This window comes from Alteromonas sp. RKMC-009 (genome assembly GCF_003584565.2).
Lineage (GTDB): Bacteria > Pseudomonadota > Gammaproteobacteria > Enterobacterales > Alteromonadaceae > Alteromonas.
Genome location: NZ_CP031010.1, coordinates 2,336,398 through 2,351,037, shown reverse-complemented (window position 1 = coordinate 2,351,037; position 14,640 = coordinate 2,336,398). Strand labels below are relative to the sequence as shown.

Annotated in this window: 11 protein-coding genes; 2 read left to right on the top strand and 9 right to left on the bottom strand. The window is 46.5% G+C overall.

Going from position 1 to position 14,640, the window contains the following annotated elements; genetic code table 11:
- Positions 1–108: 108 nt before the first annotated feature.
- The 9 genes from DS731_RS10390 to sdhC all read right to left on the bottom strand — a co-directional run bounded on the left by DS731_RS10390 (position 109) and on the right by sdhC (position 12,173).
- Positions 109–2,106 carry a methyl-accepting chemotaxis protein gene (locus tag DS731_RS10390; protein WP_161599144.1) on the bottom strand — a complete coding sequence of 666 codons (1,998 nt, stop codon included), beginning with the start codon at positions 2,104–2,106 and terminating at the stop codon, positions 109–111.
- 139 nt (positions 2,107–2,245) lie between these two features.
- Positions 2,246–3,118, bottom strand: coding sequence for a succinate--CoA ligase subunit alpha (gene sucD / locus DS731_RS10385; RefSeq protein ID WP_070124076.1), 873 nt, complete (start codon positions 3,116–3,118; stop codon positions 2,246–2,248).
- Positions 3,118–4,284, bottom strand: coding sequence for an ADP-forming succinate--CoA ligase subunit beta (gene sucC / locus DS731_RS10380; RefSeq protein WP_119501259.1), 1,167 nt, complete (start codon positions 4,282–4,284; stop codon positions 3,118–3,120). The genes sucD and sucC overlap by 1 nt, the downstream gene beginning before the upstream one ends.
- A gap of 136 nt (positions 4,285–4,420) precedes the next feature.
- Entirely contained in the window at positions 4,421–5,923 is a 1,503-nt protein-coding gene (gene odhB / locus DS731_RS10375; RefSeq protein ID WP_119501258.1) for a 2-oxoglutarate dehydrogenase complex dihydrolipoyllysine-residue succinyltransferase, read from the bottom strand.
- 10 nt (positions 5,924–5,933) lie between these two features.
- Positions 5,934–8,756 carry a 2-oxoglutarate dehydrogenase E1 component gene (locus DS731_RS10370; RefSeq protein ID WP_119501257.1) on the bottom strand — a complete coding sequence of 941 codons (2,823 nt, stop codon included), beginning with the start codon at positions 8,754–8,756 and terminating at the stop codon, positions 5,934–5,936.
- Positions 8,757–8,958: 202 nt separating this feature from the next.
- Positions 8,959–9,669 (bottom strand): succinate dehydrogenase iron-sulfur subunit, encoded by a 711-nt coding sequence (locus tag DS731_RS10365; RefSeq protein ID WP_119501256.1) that lies wholly within the window; start codon positions 9,667–9,669, stop codon positions 8,959–8,961.
- Positions 9,670–9,683: 14 nt separating this feature from the next.
- Positions 9,684–11,456, bottom strand: a complete 1,773-nt coding sequence (gene sdhA, locus DS731_RS10360; protein WP_119501255.1) for a succinate dehydrogenase flavoprotein subunit — start codon at positions 11,454–11,456, stop codon at positions 9,684–9,686.
- 1 nt (position 11,457) lies between these two features.
- A complete protein-coding gene (sdhD, locus tag DS731_RS10355; RefSeq protein WP_119501254.1) occupies positions 11,458–11,805 on the bottom strand; it encodes a succinate dehydrogenase, hydrophobic membrane anchor protein in 348 nt (115 codons plus the stop codon).
- A complete protein-coding gene (gene sdhC / locus DS731_RS10350; RefSeq protein WP_119501253.1) occupies positions 11,799–12,173 on the bottom strand; it encodes a succinate dehydrogenase, cytochrome b556 subunit in 375 nt (124 codons plus the stop codon). Before sdhC ends, sdhD begins: the two co-directional genes overlap by 7 nt.
- A 667-nt stretch (positions 12,174–12,840) precedes the next feature.
- Between sdhC and DS731_RS10345 the strand changes: the two genes are divergently transcribed.
- Both DS731_RS10345 and DS731_RS10340 read left to right on the top strand, forming a co-directional pair.
- Positions 12,841–14,121, top strand: coding sequence for a citrate synthase (locus DS731_RS10345; RefSeq protein WP_119501252.1), 1,281 nt, complete (start codon positions 12,841–12,843; stop codon positions 14,119–14,121).
- A gap of 60 nt (positions 14,122–14,181) precedes the next feature.
- Positions 14,182–14,601 carry a DUF3429 domain-containing protein gene (locus DS731_RS10340; protein ID WP_119501251.1) on the top strand — a complete coding sequence of 140 codons (420 nt, stop codon included), beginning with the start codon at positions 14,182–14,184 and terminating at the stop codon, positions 14,599–14,601.
- Positions 14,602–14,640 lie beyond the last annotated feature (39 nt).

Here is a 14,640-nt window from a genome sequence, read left to right as displayed (position 1 = left end):
AGTTTATTGGCGCAAATGTGATAACTGAGAGGACTTGTTTTCACAGATGTAAAAACGGTATGCCTGTAAGAGGAACAGCCGGCAAAATCGATTTACCGGCCATTTATTCTATTGAGATTTAGCAAGCTGATTCAGTTTATCTATCAATTGTGTTTCGGCTTCAATTTCCTGCATCTGACTGTATGCAGCATCTGCCCGCTTAATGCCTTCTTCAGCACGTTGACTTGCACCGGAAGAAGACTCCGATAAGGCCGCTAATTCGCTGCTTAAACTTACCGATCCGGACTCAATTTCCTGTAGCAATCCGTTAATACTGTCGATAGCAGAGGATATCCCGTCTATAGACGCAGAGACTTCATTGATCGTATCGCCGGTTTCTTTAAGACTTGACTGGGTACGCTGACTGAGCGCTCTGACTTCGTCAGCCACAACAGCAAAACCACGCCCGGCTTCACCTGCACGTGCAGCCTCAATCGCTGCATTTAACGCCAGTAAGTTAGTTTGTTCGGCAATACCGCTGATAGACTGAATAATGTTTACAATCTTCTCTGCACTTTCACGGAGCCTGTCCATACCACCAGATAATTCAGCACGTTCATGCTCCTGACGGGCAATTTGTTGCATGAAGAAATCAAATTGCTTTCCAAGCTCTAACTGACGGTTTGCTGAATCACTGGCCTGAGATGCAACAAACTTTAACTGTCCGGTAGATTCTTTGAGTAAGGGATGGAATTTCTCTGTCTGCTCAATTAACTTGCTCTGCAACATATTGATATTGCTCATACTGATAAGTTTTGCCTGCATGTGATAATTTGAAAATGCAGCCAGGTGAAACGGGAAATTGGTAACATATTCATCAAAATATGACTGTTGCTCATCATGTTTGAAGAAACCGATGGCCGTTACTGTCTGATTCTGATGTAACCCCAGATATTCACCAAATGTGGAAAAACCTGACACAACCACCTGATCAAATGTACCAATCCCGCTTAAATTATCCGGATTGTTTAATCGCCTTAAAATACAGTCATTGGCAATCAGCGCCACAGGTTTTCCGTTTTTCCCTCTCAGAAAATTATCAAAGTCCCGCTGCAAAGATTGCTTAAAATCTGTAGCCTTAACCAGTTGTAAGTATTCGCCAAACCCCATATCGCTGAAGAAACGGATGCTGCCATCATCATTGATTGAAGCTACAGAGCGGATATAAATACTCTTGTCGATATCAATACCGAATGAGTGACTGGTCAGTTTGCTGTCCAGTTCTCCGGCAGAACATTTAAAATGCCGCGCTAATGCGTCAACTGGTGTGCGCAGCGACATATCTTTATCAAGTACTGAATGCAGGGTTCGGGTAAGCGGGTCGAATTTGGCCACGGTAAACCCCGTACCCGTGGTCACAAAGTTATGGCTTTTCATGATCCCGTAACGGTAGTTTCGGGATAACTTACAGAATGCGAGTAAAACCTGATTAGATTTTATTTCTCCGTTAAGGGCAATGTCAGCCTGTTTAAAATCCAGCTTTCCCCCTGCACTGCCACCTATGAAGAAACAGGGGAACCGTTTCACTTTGTACAAAGCCTGAGTGAAAAAATCCTCACTGGCAGTTATGCCGTCAAAATAGGTCAAGGCAAAGGTGTCTCTGCTACCTATATCAAAAGGTACATTTACTTTGGATAACTCTGATGCGATGCGTTTGACCCGCTCAGCAGGTGGCATTACCGGTTTACCCTTCTTAATATCATCACTGTATAAAGGCACGCCGTGAATACTGATTTGACTTATCAGTGCAGAAGAAAAGCTATGGATAACAATGTTGTCCCATCGTTCAGGAGCAGGATGGTAAAGAGTCGTCCCCCCACCCAACTCACCTGAAGTCATGATTGTGATGACATGTTTACAAAGGCTGGCGGTTTGGGTTATCTGTCTGCTTACAGATGCAAAATCAAGGTGAGGAGAGACAAAAGCAATGATCAGCGCCGTGCCTTCATCGAATGCCAGCTCTCTGAGAAATGATTCAGAAATTTGATTACTTTGCAGACTTTTAGAACGGGTCAGTACTGACGATGTAACCTCAGTAGTAGTGGTTTTCTTTTTTCCAAAAAACATAGGCATCCTTCAATTCATCATGAACAGGCTGGATATAGGAATAACTATAGTTCACGATACAGGATCAGAAAGAGTAACCATTGATTTATATTAAAAAAGCCCGCTATCAGCGGGCTTTATAATCATCAAAAAGCAAGGCTTACCAGCCAGTCTGCTCGCGCAGTGCTTTACCGATGTCAGCCAGTGAGCGAACAGTCTTAACGCCTGCTGCTTCAAGGGCTGCGAATTTGTCGTCTGCAGTACCTTTACCACCTGCGATAATTGCACCGGCGTGGCCCATGCGCTTACCCGGAGGAGCTGTAACACCCGCGATGTAAGAAACAACCGGCTTAGTTACGTTTTCTTTGATAAACGCTGCCGCTTCTTCTTCTGCAGTACCACCGATTTCACCGATCATAACAATCGCTTCAGTCTGTGGATCGTCCTGGAACATTTTCAGAATGTCGATGAAGTTAGAACCCGGGATTGGGTCACCACCGATACCAACACAGGTAGACTGGCCGAAACCTTCGTCAGTAGTTTGTTTAACCGCTTCGTACGTCAGTGTACCAGAGCGGGAAACGATACCTACTTTACCAGGCTTGTGGATGTGACCAGGCATGATACCAATCTTACACTCACCCGGAGTGATAACACCCGGACAGTTAGGACCGATCATGCGAACGCCTTTCGCATTTACGTATTCTTTAACGTAAAGCATGTCCAGCGTAGGGATACCTTCAGTGATACAAACAATCAGCTCGATGCCAGCATCAGCCGCTTCAACGATTGAATCTTTACAGAAAGGAGCCGGTACGTAGATAACAGATGCAGTCGCACCCGTCGCTTCTACCGCGTCACGTACAGTATTGAATACTGGCAGACCTAAATGCTCAGTACCGCCTTTGCCCGGCGTTACACCGCCAACCATTTGCGTACCGTAAGCAATAGCCTGTTCAGAGTGGAAAGTACCCTGACCACCAGTGAAACCCTGACAGATTACTTTGGTGTCTTTATTAATTAAAACTGACATTATTTGCCCTCCGCTGCAGCAACAACTTTTTCTGCTGCATCAGTCAGCGATTCAGCAGCGATGATATCCAGACCTGAGTTCGCCAGAACTTCACGGCCAAGATCAGCATTTGTACCTTCAAGACGTACAACAACCGGTACTTCAACGCCTACTTCTTTTACTGCGCCGATGATACCTTCAGCGATCATGTCACAACGCACGATACCACCGAAGATGTTTACCAGTACTGCTTTAACATTGCTGTCAGACAGAATGATTTTGAATGCTTCAGCTACACGCTCTTTAGTCGCGCCGCCACCAACATCCAGGAAGTTTGCAGGCTTACCGCCATGCAGGTTTACGATGTCCATGGTACCCATGGCCAGACCTGCACCGTTAACCATACAGCCAACGTTACCGTCAAGTGCAACGTAGTTCAGCTCGAAAGAGGCAGCATGTGCTTCACGGGCATCTTCCTGTGAAGGATCGTGCATTTCTTTCACTTTTTTCTGACGATACAGTGCGTTACCATCTACACCCAGTTTGGCGTCCAGGCAGTGCAGGTTACCGTCAGTCTTGATTACCAGCGGGTTGATTTCGATCAGCGCCAGGTCAAGGTCTTCGAACATTTTCGCCAGACCCAGGAAGATTTGCGTAAATTGTTTTACTTGTACGCCTTCCAGACCCAGTTTGAATGCCATTTCACGTGCCTGATAAGGCTGAGGACCAACGATTGGGTCGATTTCAGCTTTCAGGATTTTTTCAGGCGTTTCTTCTGCAACGGTCTCGATTTCAACACCGCCTTCAGTAGATGCCATGAAAACAACGCGACGTGTACCACGGTCAACAACCGCGCCTAAGTACAATTCGTTTGCGATATCAGTGCAAGATTCAACTAAGATTTTGCTTACTGGCTGACCTTTCTCATCAGTTTGGAAAGTTACCAGGTTCTTGCCAAGCCACTTCTCTGCAAATGCGCGAATGTCTTCTTTATCTTTTACAAGTTTAACGCCGCCCGCTTTACCGCGACCACCGGCATGTACCTGACATTTCACAACCCACTCGTCACCGCCGATGCGGTCGGCCGCTTCTACAGCACCTTCAGGTGTGTCTGATGCGTATCCTTCAGAAACAGGTAAACCGTATTCTTTGAATAGCTGCTTACCTTGGTATTCATGCAAATTCATGGTGTTTCTATCCGATTTTTAGTAAGACAAAAGTCGCTTATGCGACTTGATTAGTATGACCGGCCTCATTCTTCGAAACCAGCGCTGTGACAGACAGCAACGGGTTGCTGCCTGCACACAATGACTACCTGAAAACTTATACGTCCAGTAACAGACGTGTTGGATCTTCAAGCATTTCCTTCACAGTAACCAGGAAGCCAACTGACTCTTTACCATCGATAATACGGTGGTCATAAGACAGGGCCAGGTACATCATAGGAAGAATTTCTACTTTGCCATTCACTGCCATTGGACGTTCCTGGATTTTGTGCATACCCAGAATCGCGCTTTGTGGCGGGTTAATGATTGGCGTAGACAACAGAGAACCGAACACACCACCGTTAGTTATGGTGAAGTTACCGCCCTGCAGATCAGCCATTGACAGTTTACCGTCACGACCTTTCAGAGCCAGATCTTTGATGCCTTTTTCGATACCTGCCATGCCCAGATTGTCAGTGTCTTTCAGCACTGGCGTTACCAGACCACGCGGGGTAGAAACCGCGATAGAGATATCAAAATAGTTGTGGTAGCAAATGTCATCACCGTCAAGAGATGCATTTACTTCAGGGAAACGTTTCAACGCTTCAGTGACTGCTTTCACGTAGAAAGACATGAAACCAAGACGAATGCCGTGACGCTTCTCGAAGCTGTCCTGATACTGCTTACGCAGATCCATGATTGGCTTCATGTTCACTTCGTTGAAGGTTGTCAGCATCGCAGTCGAGTTTTTCGCTTCCAGCAGACGGGTAGCGATTGTTTTACGAAGACGTGTCATAGGAACACGTTTTTCGCTGCGGTCCCCAACAGGCAGGTTAGCTGCCGGTTCAGCCGCTGTAGCTGCTGCTTTAGGTGCTGCACTACCCCCTTTCAGATACTGTTCAACGTCTTCTTTGGTGATACGACCGTTTTTGCCGGTACCTTTTACTTTAGACGCATCAACGCCTTTTTCAGCAAGTAAACGACGTACAGACGGGCTTAACGCATCGCCATCATCGCTGTCGTCAGCTTCTTCAGCCGCTGCAGGAGCCGCTTTACCGGAAGCTGCACCTTCAACAAACTTAGCAATCACTTCTTCAGCCGTTACTGTAGCACCTTCTTCTGCCAGAATTTCTGCCAGAGAACCATCTGCAGGTGCAACAACTTCAAGAACCACTTTATCGGTTTCGATGTCAACAAGGTTCTGGTCGCGACTTACTGCTTCACCCACAGCAACATGCCATGTAGCAATAGTTGCATCAGCAACTGACTCAGGCAGTACGGGTACTTTTACATCGCTGGTTTTGCCGGAAGCTGCTGGTGCGGCTTCTTTAGATTCAGCTTTAGCTTCAGAAGATTTGCTTTCTAATTTAGTCGGTGCTTCACCGCCTTCGCTCAGCTTCGCAATCACTTGCTCACCTAATACAGTCGCGCCTTCTTCGTTCAGGATTTCACCGATAACACCGTCAGCAGGTGCTACTACTTCCAGAACCACTTTATCGGTCTCAATATCAACCAGATTTTGATCGCGCTTAACTGCATCACCGGCTTTAACATGCCAAGTTGCAATGGTCGCATCGGCAACTGATTCAGGCAGAACCGGAACTTTTATCTCAATTGTCATCACTGTTCCTTTATTTAATCGTGAGTGCGTCTTCAACCAGGGCTTTCTGTTGCTGGTTGTGAACGGATAGATAGCCTACGGCAGGAGAAGCCGATGCTTCACGTCCCGCATATGATAATTTTGCACCATCAGGGATGGCTTGCCAGAAGTGATGCTGGCTGCTGTACCAGGCGCCCTGATTTTGAGGCTCTTCCTGACACCATACCCAATCTTTAACATGGCTGTATTCGGCAACAATTTTTGCTGCTTCTTCCTGAGGGAACGGATACAACTGTTCAAGACGGATAATAGCCACATCGGTCTGTTCATTCTTACGACGCTGGTCAAGCAGATCGTAGTACACTTTACCTGAACACATCACCACGCGTTTCACGCCAGCCGGATCGATATCATCAATCTCACCGATAACGTTCTTAAACACGCCTTCAGACAGTTCCTCTAAAGAAGAAATGGCCAGCGGGTGGCGCAGTAATGACTTAGGTGACATGACAATCAGAGGCTTACGCATTGGACGTACAACCTGACGACGAATCATATTGAACACCTGAGCCGGCGTAGACGGGATACATACCTGCCAGTTGTGGTCAGCACATAATTGCAGGAAACGTTCAAGACGTGCAGAACTGTGTTCTGGTCCCTGCCCTTCGTAACCGTGTGGAAGTAACACAGTCAGACCACAAAGACGGCCCCACTTCGCTTCACCTGAGCTTAAGAACTGGTCAAAGACAACCTGAGCGCCGTTAGCAAAGTCACCGAATTGCGCTTCCCAGATAGTCAGCGTACCGGGTTCCGCAGTAGCAAAGCCATATTCGAACGCCATAACCGCTTCTTCTGATAATACAGAATCGAAGATTTCGATTTCACCCTGACCTTCACGGATATTCTGTAAAGGCATATAGGTAGAAGCGTCAGTTTGGTTGTGCAGTACAGCATGACGGTGGAAGAAGGTACCACGACCTGAGTCCTGACCGGTCATACGGATGCTACTACCATCGTCAACAATCGATGCATACGCCAGGTTCTCGGCCATACCCCAATCAAGAGGTTTTTCACCGGATGCCATGGCCTTACGGTCCTGATAGACTTTATTTACACGTGAATGCAGTTTGAAGTCTTCCGGATAACTACTGATACTTTCAGCAAGAGACTTCAGTTTTTCGATAGGCAAACTGCCGTCGTAAGGTGCATCCCAATCGTGACCGATATAAGGAGTCCAGTCTACAGAATGCTCTGTCATCGGACGCCATTCTTCTACCACACAAGCACCATGATCTAATGCTGCACGGTATTCTTCAATGAAACGTTCAGCATCACGACTTTCAATTGTACCCTCAGCAATTAATTGGTCAGCATAGATCTGACGGGGAACAGGATGCTTTTTAATTTTTTGATACATCAATGGCTGAGTCGCATTCGGCTCATCAGACTCATTGTGACCATGACGACGGTAACAAACCAGATCGATAACCACGTCTTTTTTGAATTTATTACGATACTCAAGGGCCAGTTTAGTCACAAACATCACCGCTTCAGGATCGTCAGAATTCACATGGAAAATAGGCGCCTGAACCATCTTCGCAATGTCAGTACAATACTGAGTCGAACGGGTATCTTCAGTCTTGGACGTTGTGAAACCAACCTGGTTGTTGATTACGATACGCACTGTACCGCCAACAGCGAAACCACGTGTCTGAGACATGTTAAAGGTTTCCTGCACAACACCCTGACCGGCAATCGCAGAGTCACCGTGAATGGTAATTGGCAGCACTTTATTGAAATCGTCGTTGCGGCGGTCAATACGTGCACGTACAGAGCCCATAACTACCGGGTTAACAATTTCAAGGTGAGACGGGTTAAACGCCAGCGCCAGGTGAACATTACCGCCGGGCGTTGCGAAATCTGAAGAGAAACCAGCGTGGTACTTAACGTCACCGGAACCTAACGTATTGTCATGTTTTCCGGAGAACTCGTCGAACAGTACAGACGGGTTTTTACCCAGCACGTTTATAAGTACGTTCAGACGGCCACGGTGAGCCATACCGATTACCACTTCTTTAGTGCCAACGGTTCCGGCTTCAGTAATAAGGCCTTTAAGCATCGGAACCAGTGCATCACCACCTTCAAGTGAGAAGCGCTTAGCACCCGGGAATTTTGCACCCAGGTATTTTTCCATACCATCAGCAGCTGTCAGCCCTTTAAGGATAGCAAGCTTCTCTTCTTTAGAGATTTGCGGGCTGGCTTCTACAGATTCGATGCGTTGTTGTAACCAGCGCTTCTGCTCAGTATCGGTAATGTGCATGTATTCTGCACCGATAGATTCGCAGTAAGTGCGGTTAAGAGATTTGAACAGGTCACGTAGCGACATGCTGTCCTGACCGATAGCATAAGAACCGACATTAAAGTTAACGTCGAGGTCTGCATCTGTCAGAGAGTGATGAGAGAGATCCAAATCGCGGGCTTTAGTTTGTTTCCAAAGTCCAAGCGGGTCGAGATTTGCATTCTGGTGACCACGAAAACGATACGCGTTAATCAGCTGAAGAACTTTAACCTGACGGTCATCTGAAGGAGCGGAGCCTTCCTGACTGGCAGATGAAGACATCCTGGCTGTTGGTCCAAGGGCAGCGAGCTGCCTGAATTGATTACGAATTGACGTATGGTTGCTTTCCAGTTCTACGCCGTCAACTTTCGGTAGGGTATCGAACACTTGACGCCATGTATCTGAAACGCTTTGTGGATTGTCGATGTACATTTCGTACAACTCTTCCACATAGGCAGCATTGGCGCCCGCCATATGCGAGGAATCCCACCACGCTTTCATCACGCTTTCTTGCATTATTGTGCCTTGCTACGTTTAGGAAATATTCTTTAACACGGTGTTATATTATGACGGTTATTTTCATAAGAACCAATAGTTATGATCATATTGTGAATAAAAACCAACCGTTTATGCCGTATATATAAAAAAATAGCCATCCTCGATGGATGGCCATTTAGCTAATTGCAATCTGAAACTAAAAAAGTGACAGAAATTTGTACTAAACAGCCCGTTGTAAAAGCATCGACTTAATCTGGCCGATAGCTTTTGTCGGGTTCAATCCTTTCGGACATACACTGACACAGTTCATGATACCGTGGCAGCGGAAGACGCTGAATGCATCATCCAGGTCGTTGAGTCGCTCTTCGGTAGCGGTGTCACGGCTATCGATTAAGAAACGATAAGCATGAAGCAGACCAGCAGGACCGATGAACTTGTCAGGGTTCCACCAGAACGACGGACAAGACGTTGAACAACAAGCACATAGAATACACTCGTACAGGCCATCCAGTTTTGCACGGTCTTCAGGCGACTGCAGATGTTCACGTGCAGGCGGCTGCTTACTGTCGTTAATCAGGAACGGTTTAATTTTCTCGTACTGGTTGTAGAACTGCGTCATGTCAACAACCAGGTCACGCACTACCGGCAAGCCAGGCAGTGGACGGATAACAATTTTACCCTTACCCAGTGCAGATAATGGTGTGATACATGCCAGGCCATTCTTGCCATTCATGTTCATACCATCTGAACCACATACACCTTCACGGCATGAGCGGCGGAAAGACAGCGTAGGATCCTGTTCTTTAAGAAGTAGCAGTGCATCCAGCACCATCATATCCTGGCCTTCTTCCACTTCCATTTTGTAGTCTTGCATTTTAGGTGCGTCGTCTACGTCAGGGTTGTAGCGATAAACTGAAAAATGTAATTGCATGATACTTGCCTCTCTTAATACGAACGCACTTTAGGCGGGAATGCTTCCCGTAACTTTGGCGCCATATTGACGTCACGTTTCAACATAGACTCGGTTTGCGGGCGATAGATGCTGTGGCATAACCAGTTTTCATCGTCACGGTCCGGGAAGTCGAAACGGCTGTGTGCACCACGACTTTCCGTACGGAAGTTCGCAGCCACTGCAGTGCTGTATGCTGTCTCCATGAGGTTATCAAGCTCAAGACACTCAATACGCTGGGTATTAAAGTCAGAACTCTTATCATCAAGACGGGCGTGTTGCAGGCGTTCTCTGATTTCTTTAAGTTGTTGTAAACCTTCAGCCATTGCATCACCTTCACGGAATACCGAGAAGTTAAGTTGCATACATTGCTGCAGGTCCTTTTTAATTTGAACCGGATCTTCACCCTTACCTTTTTCAGAAGACTCCCATCGATTGAAGCGGGCCATAGCCGCATCAAGATCAGATTGAGAAGCGTCACGGGTAGGTGCGATTTCAGACAGTTTTTCACCCAGGTGCAGACCGGTCGCACGACCGAATACCACCAGGTCAAGCAGTGAGTTACCACCCAGACGGTTTGCACCGTGTACAGATACACAAGCAATCTCACCACAGGCGAATAAACCATTTACTACGGAGTCGTTACCGTTTTCATCAACAGTCAGACACTGGCCATGAACGTTGGTTGGAATACCACCCATCATATAGTGACAAGTCGGGATTACCGGAATAGGTTCTTTAACCGGATCAACGTGAGCAAATGTACGTGACAGCTCAAGGATACCAGGCAGACGTGACTCAAGTACGTCTTTACCCAGGTGGTCCAGCTTCAATTTAATGTGAGTACCCCAAGGGCCTTCACAACCACGACCTTCGCGGATTTCCGTCATCATTGAACGGGCAACAACGTCACGACCGGCAAGGTCTTTCGCGTTAGGAGCATAACGCTCCATGAAACGTTCGCCGTCTTTATTCAGCAGATAACCACCTTCACCACGACAACCTTCGGTTACCAGCGTACCGGCACCGGCAATACCTGTCGGGTGGAACTGCCACATTTCCATATCCTGTACGGAAACACCGGCACGCAGTGCCATACCAACACCGTCACCGGTATTGATGTGAGCATTAGTCGTAGAAGCGTAAATACGACCTGCACCACCGGTAGCCAGTACAACAGCACGTGACTTAAAGTAAACCACTTCACCGGTTTCGATGTCGATTGCAGTACAACCTACTACATCACCGTCCTGGTTCTTAACCAGATCCAGTGCGTACCACTCAGAAAATACTTTCGTTTTGTTTTTCACGTTCTGTTGATACAGAAGGTGAAGCAGCGCGTGACCGGTACGGTCTGCAGCAGCCGCTGTACGTGCGCCCTGCTCGCCACCGAAGTTTTTCGACTGACCACCGAAAGGACGCTGATAAATTTTACCATTCTCGAAACGTGAGAAAGGCAGACCCATGTTTTCCATTTCAATAATGGCTTCAGGACCGGTTTTACACATATATTCAATGGCGTCCTGGTCACCGATATAATCGGAACCTTTTACCGTGTCATACATGTGCCATTCCCAGTTATCTTCATGGGAGTTACCCAGCGCTACGGTGATGCCACCCTGCGCAGATACGGTGTGAGAACGTGTAGGAAAAACCTTAGATAATAAGGCGCAGGATTTACCTGACTGAGAAATTTGCAATGCGGCACGCATACCCGCACCGCCTGCGCCGATTACAACGGCGTCAAATTCATGTACTGGTAGATTCATATCAGATACTCCACAAAACAAACAGGCCAACAAGAACGTATACAAACGCGATCAGGTTCAATACGAACTGGATAACAGCACGCAGGCCGGGCGCTTTAACGTAATCGGTAAGAACTTGCCACAGACCAACACGAACGTGAAACATAACAGCAACCAGTGTTGCAAATGTGAAGACCTTCATGCCTAAGCCAGTAAACAGACCACGCCAGATTTCATAGCTGAGTTCATCGGTGGTGATGAAGAACCACACCATGAAAAATGAAAATGCGGTGATGATTGCGGCGGTTGTGCGCAGTGTAACGTAATCTTGTACACCGTCGCGCTTAATGCTTGCCTGGTTAGTTACCATAGTGCGACTCCCAAAACGACAGTAAGAACAACCCACAGTGCAATGATTGCACGGGCGCTGTTATTACCTGACTCTAATTCTTCCCAGTGACCCATATCCATAATAACGTGACGGATACCGCCAAGAATGTGATACGTAAGTGCGGAAGCTGTACCGATAGCAATCAGTTTTCCAATTACTCCGTCCATGATTGTTTGCACGTTAGCAAAGCCGTCTGGTGATGAAACAGAAACTGCCCATGCCCAGATAACAAATAAAAGTGCGAAAAACATGGCTACGCCGGTGACGCGGTGGAGAATTGAAGAAACAGCAGAGGGAGGAAATTTAATTGTCTTGAGGTCTAAATTTACTGGTCTTTGCTTTTTCACAATTTATGCCTGTTTAATCCGTAGGGATATGAATTACCCGCTGTTTTTATGTCCTGACAGAGTAATTCGGTTGTTTACCTGTTAATAGTCTCGTCCAATGAGTTGTTAACAATTTGTGAAGTATTTATTGCTTTATTAACAAGGCAGTAGTGCCTCGTTTCAAGCACGCCTGAGTATATCCAGCGCATTGTACAATTACAATTTTTTGTACCCTATTAGGACTTTAGTCGTATAACTTCTGAACACTGCATGGCGGGGTGTATGATGAGAGCGTTACTTTTGCTTATCGAAGCAAGCGCAAGTGCAGCAGGCAATCTACACTCAACACCTATGGCGTCGCGTATTAATATAACACACCTGAAATTCTATGCATTTAGATGAAACAGATGTAATCCATGGACATTTCACATGATTGTTAATCTGTCATGAAGAAACCATTTCTTTTCACTTCAATTACAACTTATTTTTTAGTGCGTAAATAAAATAAACATAAGTTGTAATACAGTTTCGATATAACTTTTAATAACTTGGAATATTTATTATACAATTTTGCAATTAAATTGACTTTTAGCTGCATAATAAAGTAAAACTACGCCACTTTTTCCAACTAACTCGTTTAGTTTTTAAGCGAGAACGTTGCCAAAGAACCATTCTGAGGAGAGCATTTATGGCAGATCAGAAGGCCATTCTGAAAGCCGGTGATAAAGAGATCGAACTACCGATTTTGTCCGGCACCGAGGGTCAAGATGTAATTGATGTACGTTCACTGGGTGCACACGGATATTTCACGTTCGACCCCGGTTTCATGGCGACAGGCTCTTGCGAGTCTGCAATTACGTATATCGATGGCGCGGCTGGTGTATTACTGCACCGTGGTTACCCTATCGAAGAGCTGGCACGTGATGCGTCCTACCTCGAAGTGTGCTACATGCTGTTAAACGGCGAAGCACCAACTAAAGAAGAATATGAAGATTTCCGTGCGACAATTACCCGTCACACAATGGTTCATGAACAAATCAACATGTTCTTCCACGGTTTCCGCAATGATGCCCACCCGATGGCCATGCTTTGCGGCACTGTAGGTGCGATGTCTTCTTTCTACCACAGTGACCTGGACGTTTCTAACCCTGAAGAGCGTATGCGCAGTGCACACCGCTTAATCGCGAAAATGCCTACGCTGGTAGCTATGTGTTACAAGTACAACATCGGTCAACCGTTTGTTTATCCACGTAACGACTTAAGCTACGCTGCAAACTTCCTGAATATGATGTTCTCAGTACCTGCTGAAGAATACAAAATCAGTCCTGCCGTTGAACTGGCTATGGACCGTATCTTCACGCTTCACGCTGACCACGAACAAAACGCTTCTACGTCTACTGTACGTCTGGCAGGTTCTTCAGGTGCTAACCCTTATGCGTGTATCGCTGCCGGTGTAGCATCTCTGTGGGGCCCTGCGCACGGTGGTGCAAACGAAGCATGTCTGACAATGCTGGAAGAAATCGGCAGCGTGGACCGTATTCCTGAGTTTATCGCACGTGCGAAAGATAAGAGCGATCCTTTCCGTCTGATGGGCTTCGGTCACCGTGTTTACAAAAACCACGACCCGCGCGCTACAGTAATGCGTGAAAGCTGTCACGAAGTACTGAAAGAGCTGAATGTACAGGATCCATTACTTGATGTAGCAATGGAACTGGAAAAAATCGCCCTTAACGACCCGTACTTCGCTGAGAAGAAACTGTTCCCGAACGTTGACTTCTACTCAGGTATTATCTTAAAAGCGATTGGTATTCCTACCAACATGTTCACGTGTATCTTCGCCCTGTCCCGTACAGTTGGCTGGATTTCACACTGGCATGAAATGATGAGCGATCCGAAGCAAAAAATCGGTCGTCCACGTCAGATGTATACAGGTCACAACCAACGTAAATTCTCACCGCTGGAAAAGTAATTTTTTCCCGATGAGTTAAAATAGCGCCTTATGGCGCTATTTTTGTTTTAAGGAGTGAACATGCCCTATCAGGTTGTGCTATTAGGGGTTGCCGGACTGATCCCTTTTTTATTTTTGCCTCTTGCAGTAGTCCTTAACCTGCTGCCGTTGCATGAAAGTGCCCGTTATTTCACCCAGTATTCTGCCGTCCTGCTGTCATTTTTTGGTGGTATTTACTGGTGGGATGCCCTGAATAAAAAAGCGTATGGTCCGCAACTGTTGATTGCCATGCTGCCCACGATTACTGGCTGGTTATGTCTTGTATTTGCAGGCAACCTGTCTACGCTGGGTGTGCTGTCGGTGGCTTATCTGGCAGTATTATTTTATGACAAGCAGGTACTCGCATTAGATAAATCAGCGATTGTCAGCTACATCACCTTGCGGATGGCTTTAACAACGGTGGTTGTTTTGTCCCATGCCTGGTTGATTTTCCTGTTCTGAATCAGGTTATACAAACGAAAAAGCCTCGTTAGAACGAGG

What these genes read in the sequence shown, in the direction of transcription:
- DS731_RS10365 (WP_119501256.1), bottom strand. Translation starts at nt 9,669, where the DNA reads ATGCAATTACATTTTTCAGTTTATCGCTACAACCCTGACGTAGACGAC.
- sucC (WP_119501259.1), bottom strand. Translation starts at nt 4,284, where the DNA reads ATGAATTTGCATGAATACCAAGGTAAGCAGCTATTCAAAGAATACGGT.
- sdhD (WP_119501254.1), bottom strand. Translation starts at nt 11,805, where the DNA reads ATGGTAACTAACCAGGCAAGCATTAAGCGCGACGGTGTACAAGATTAC.
- sdhA (WP_119501255.1), bottom strand. Translation starts at nt 11,456, where the DNA reads ATGAATCTACCAGTACATGAATTTGACGCCGTTGTAATCGGCGCAGGC.
- DS731_RS10340 (WP_119501251.1), top strand. Translation starts at nt 14,182, where the DNA reads ATGCCCTATCAGGTTGTGCTATTAGGGGTTGCCGGACTGATCCCTTTT.
- DS731_RS10345 (WP_119501252.1), top strand. Translation starts at nt 12,841, where the DNA reads ATGGCAGATCAGAAGGCCATTCTGAAAGCCGGTGATAAAGAGATCGAA.
- DS731_RS10370 (WP_119501257.1), bottom strand. Translation starts at nt 8,756, where the DNA reads ATGCAAGAAAGCGTGATGAAAGCGTGGTGGGATTCCTCGCATATGGCG.
- odhB (WP_119501258.1), bottom strand. Translation starts at nt 5,923, where the DNA reads ATGACAATTGAGATAAAAGTTCCGGTTCTGCCTGAATCAGTTGCCGAT.
- sucD (WP_070124076.1), bottom strand. Translation starts at nt 3,118, where the DNA reads ATGTCAGTTTTAATTAATAAAGACACCAAAGTAATCTGTCAGGGTTTC.
- DS731_RS10390 (WP_161599144.1), bottom strand. Translation starts at nt 2,106, where the DNA reads ATGTTTTTTGGAAAAAAGAAAACCACTACTACTGAGGTTACATCGTCA.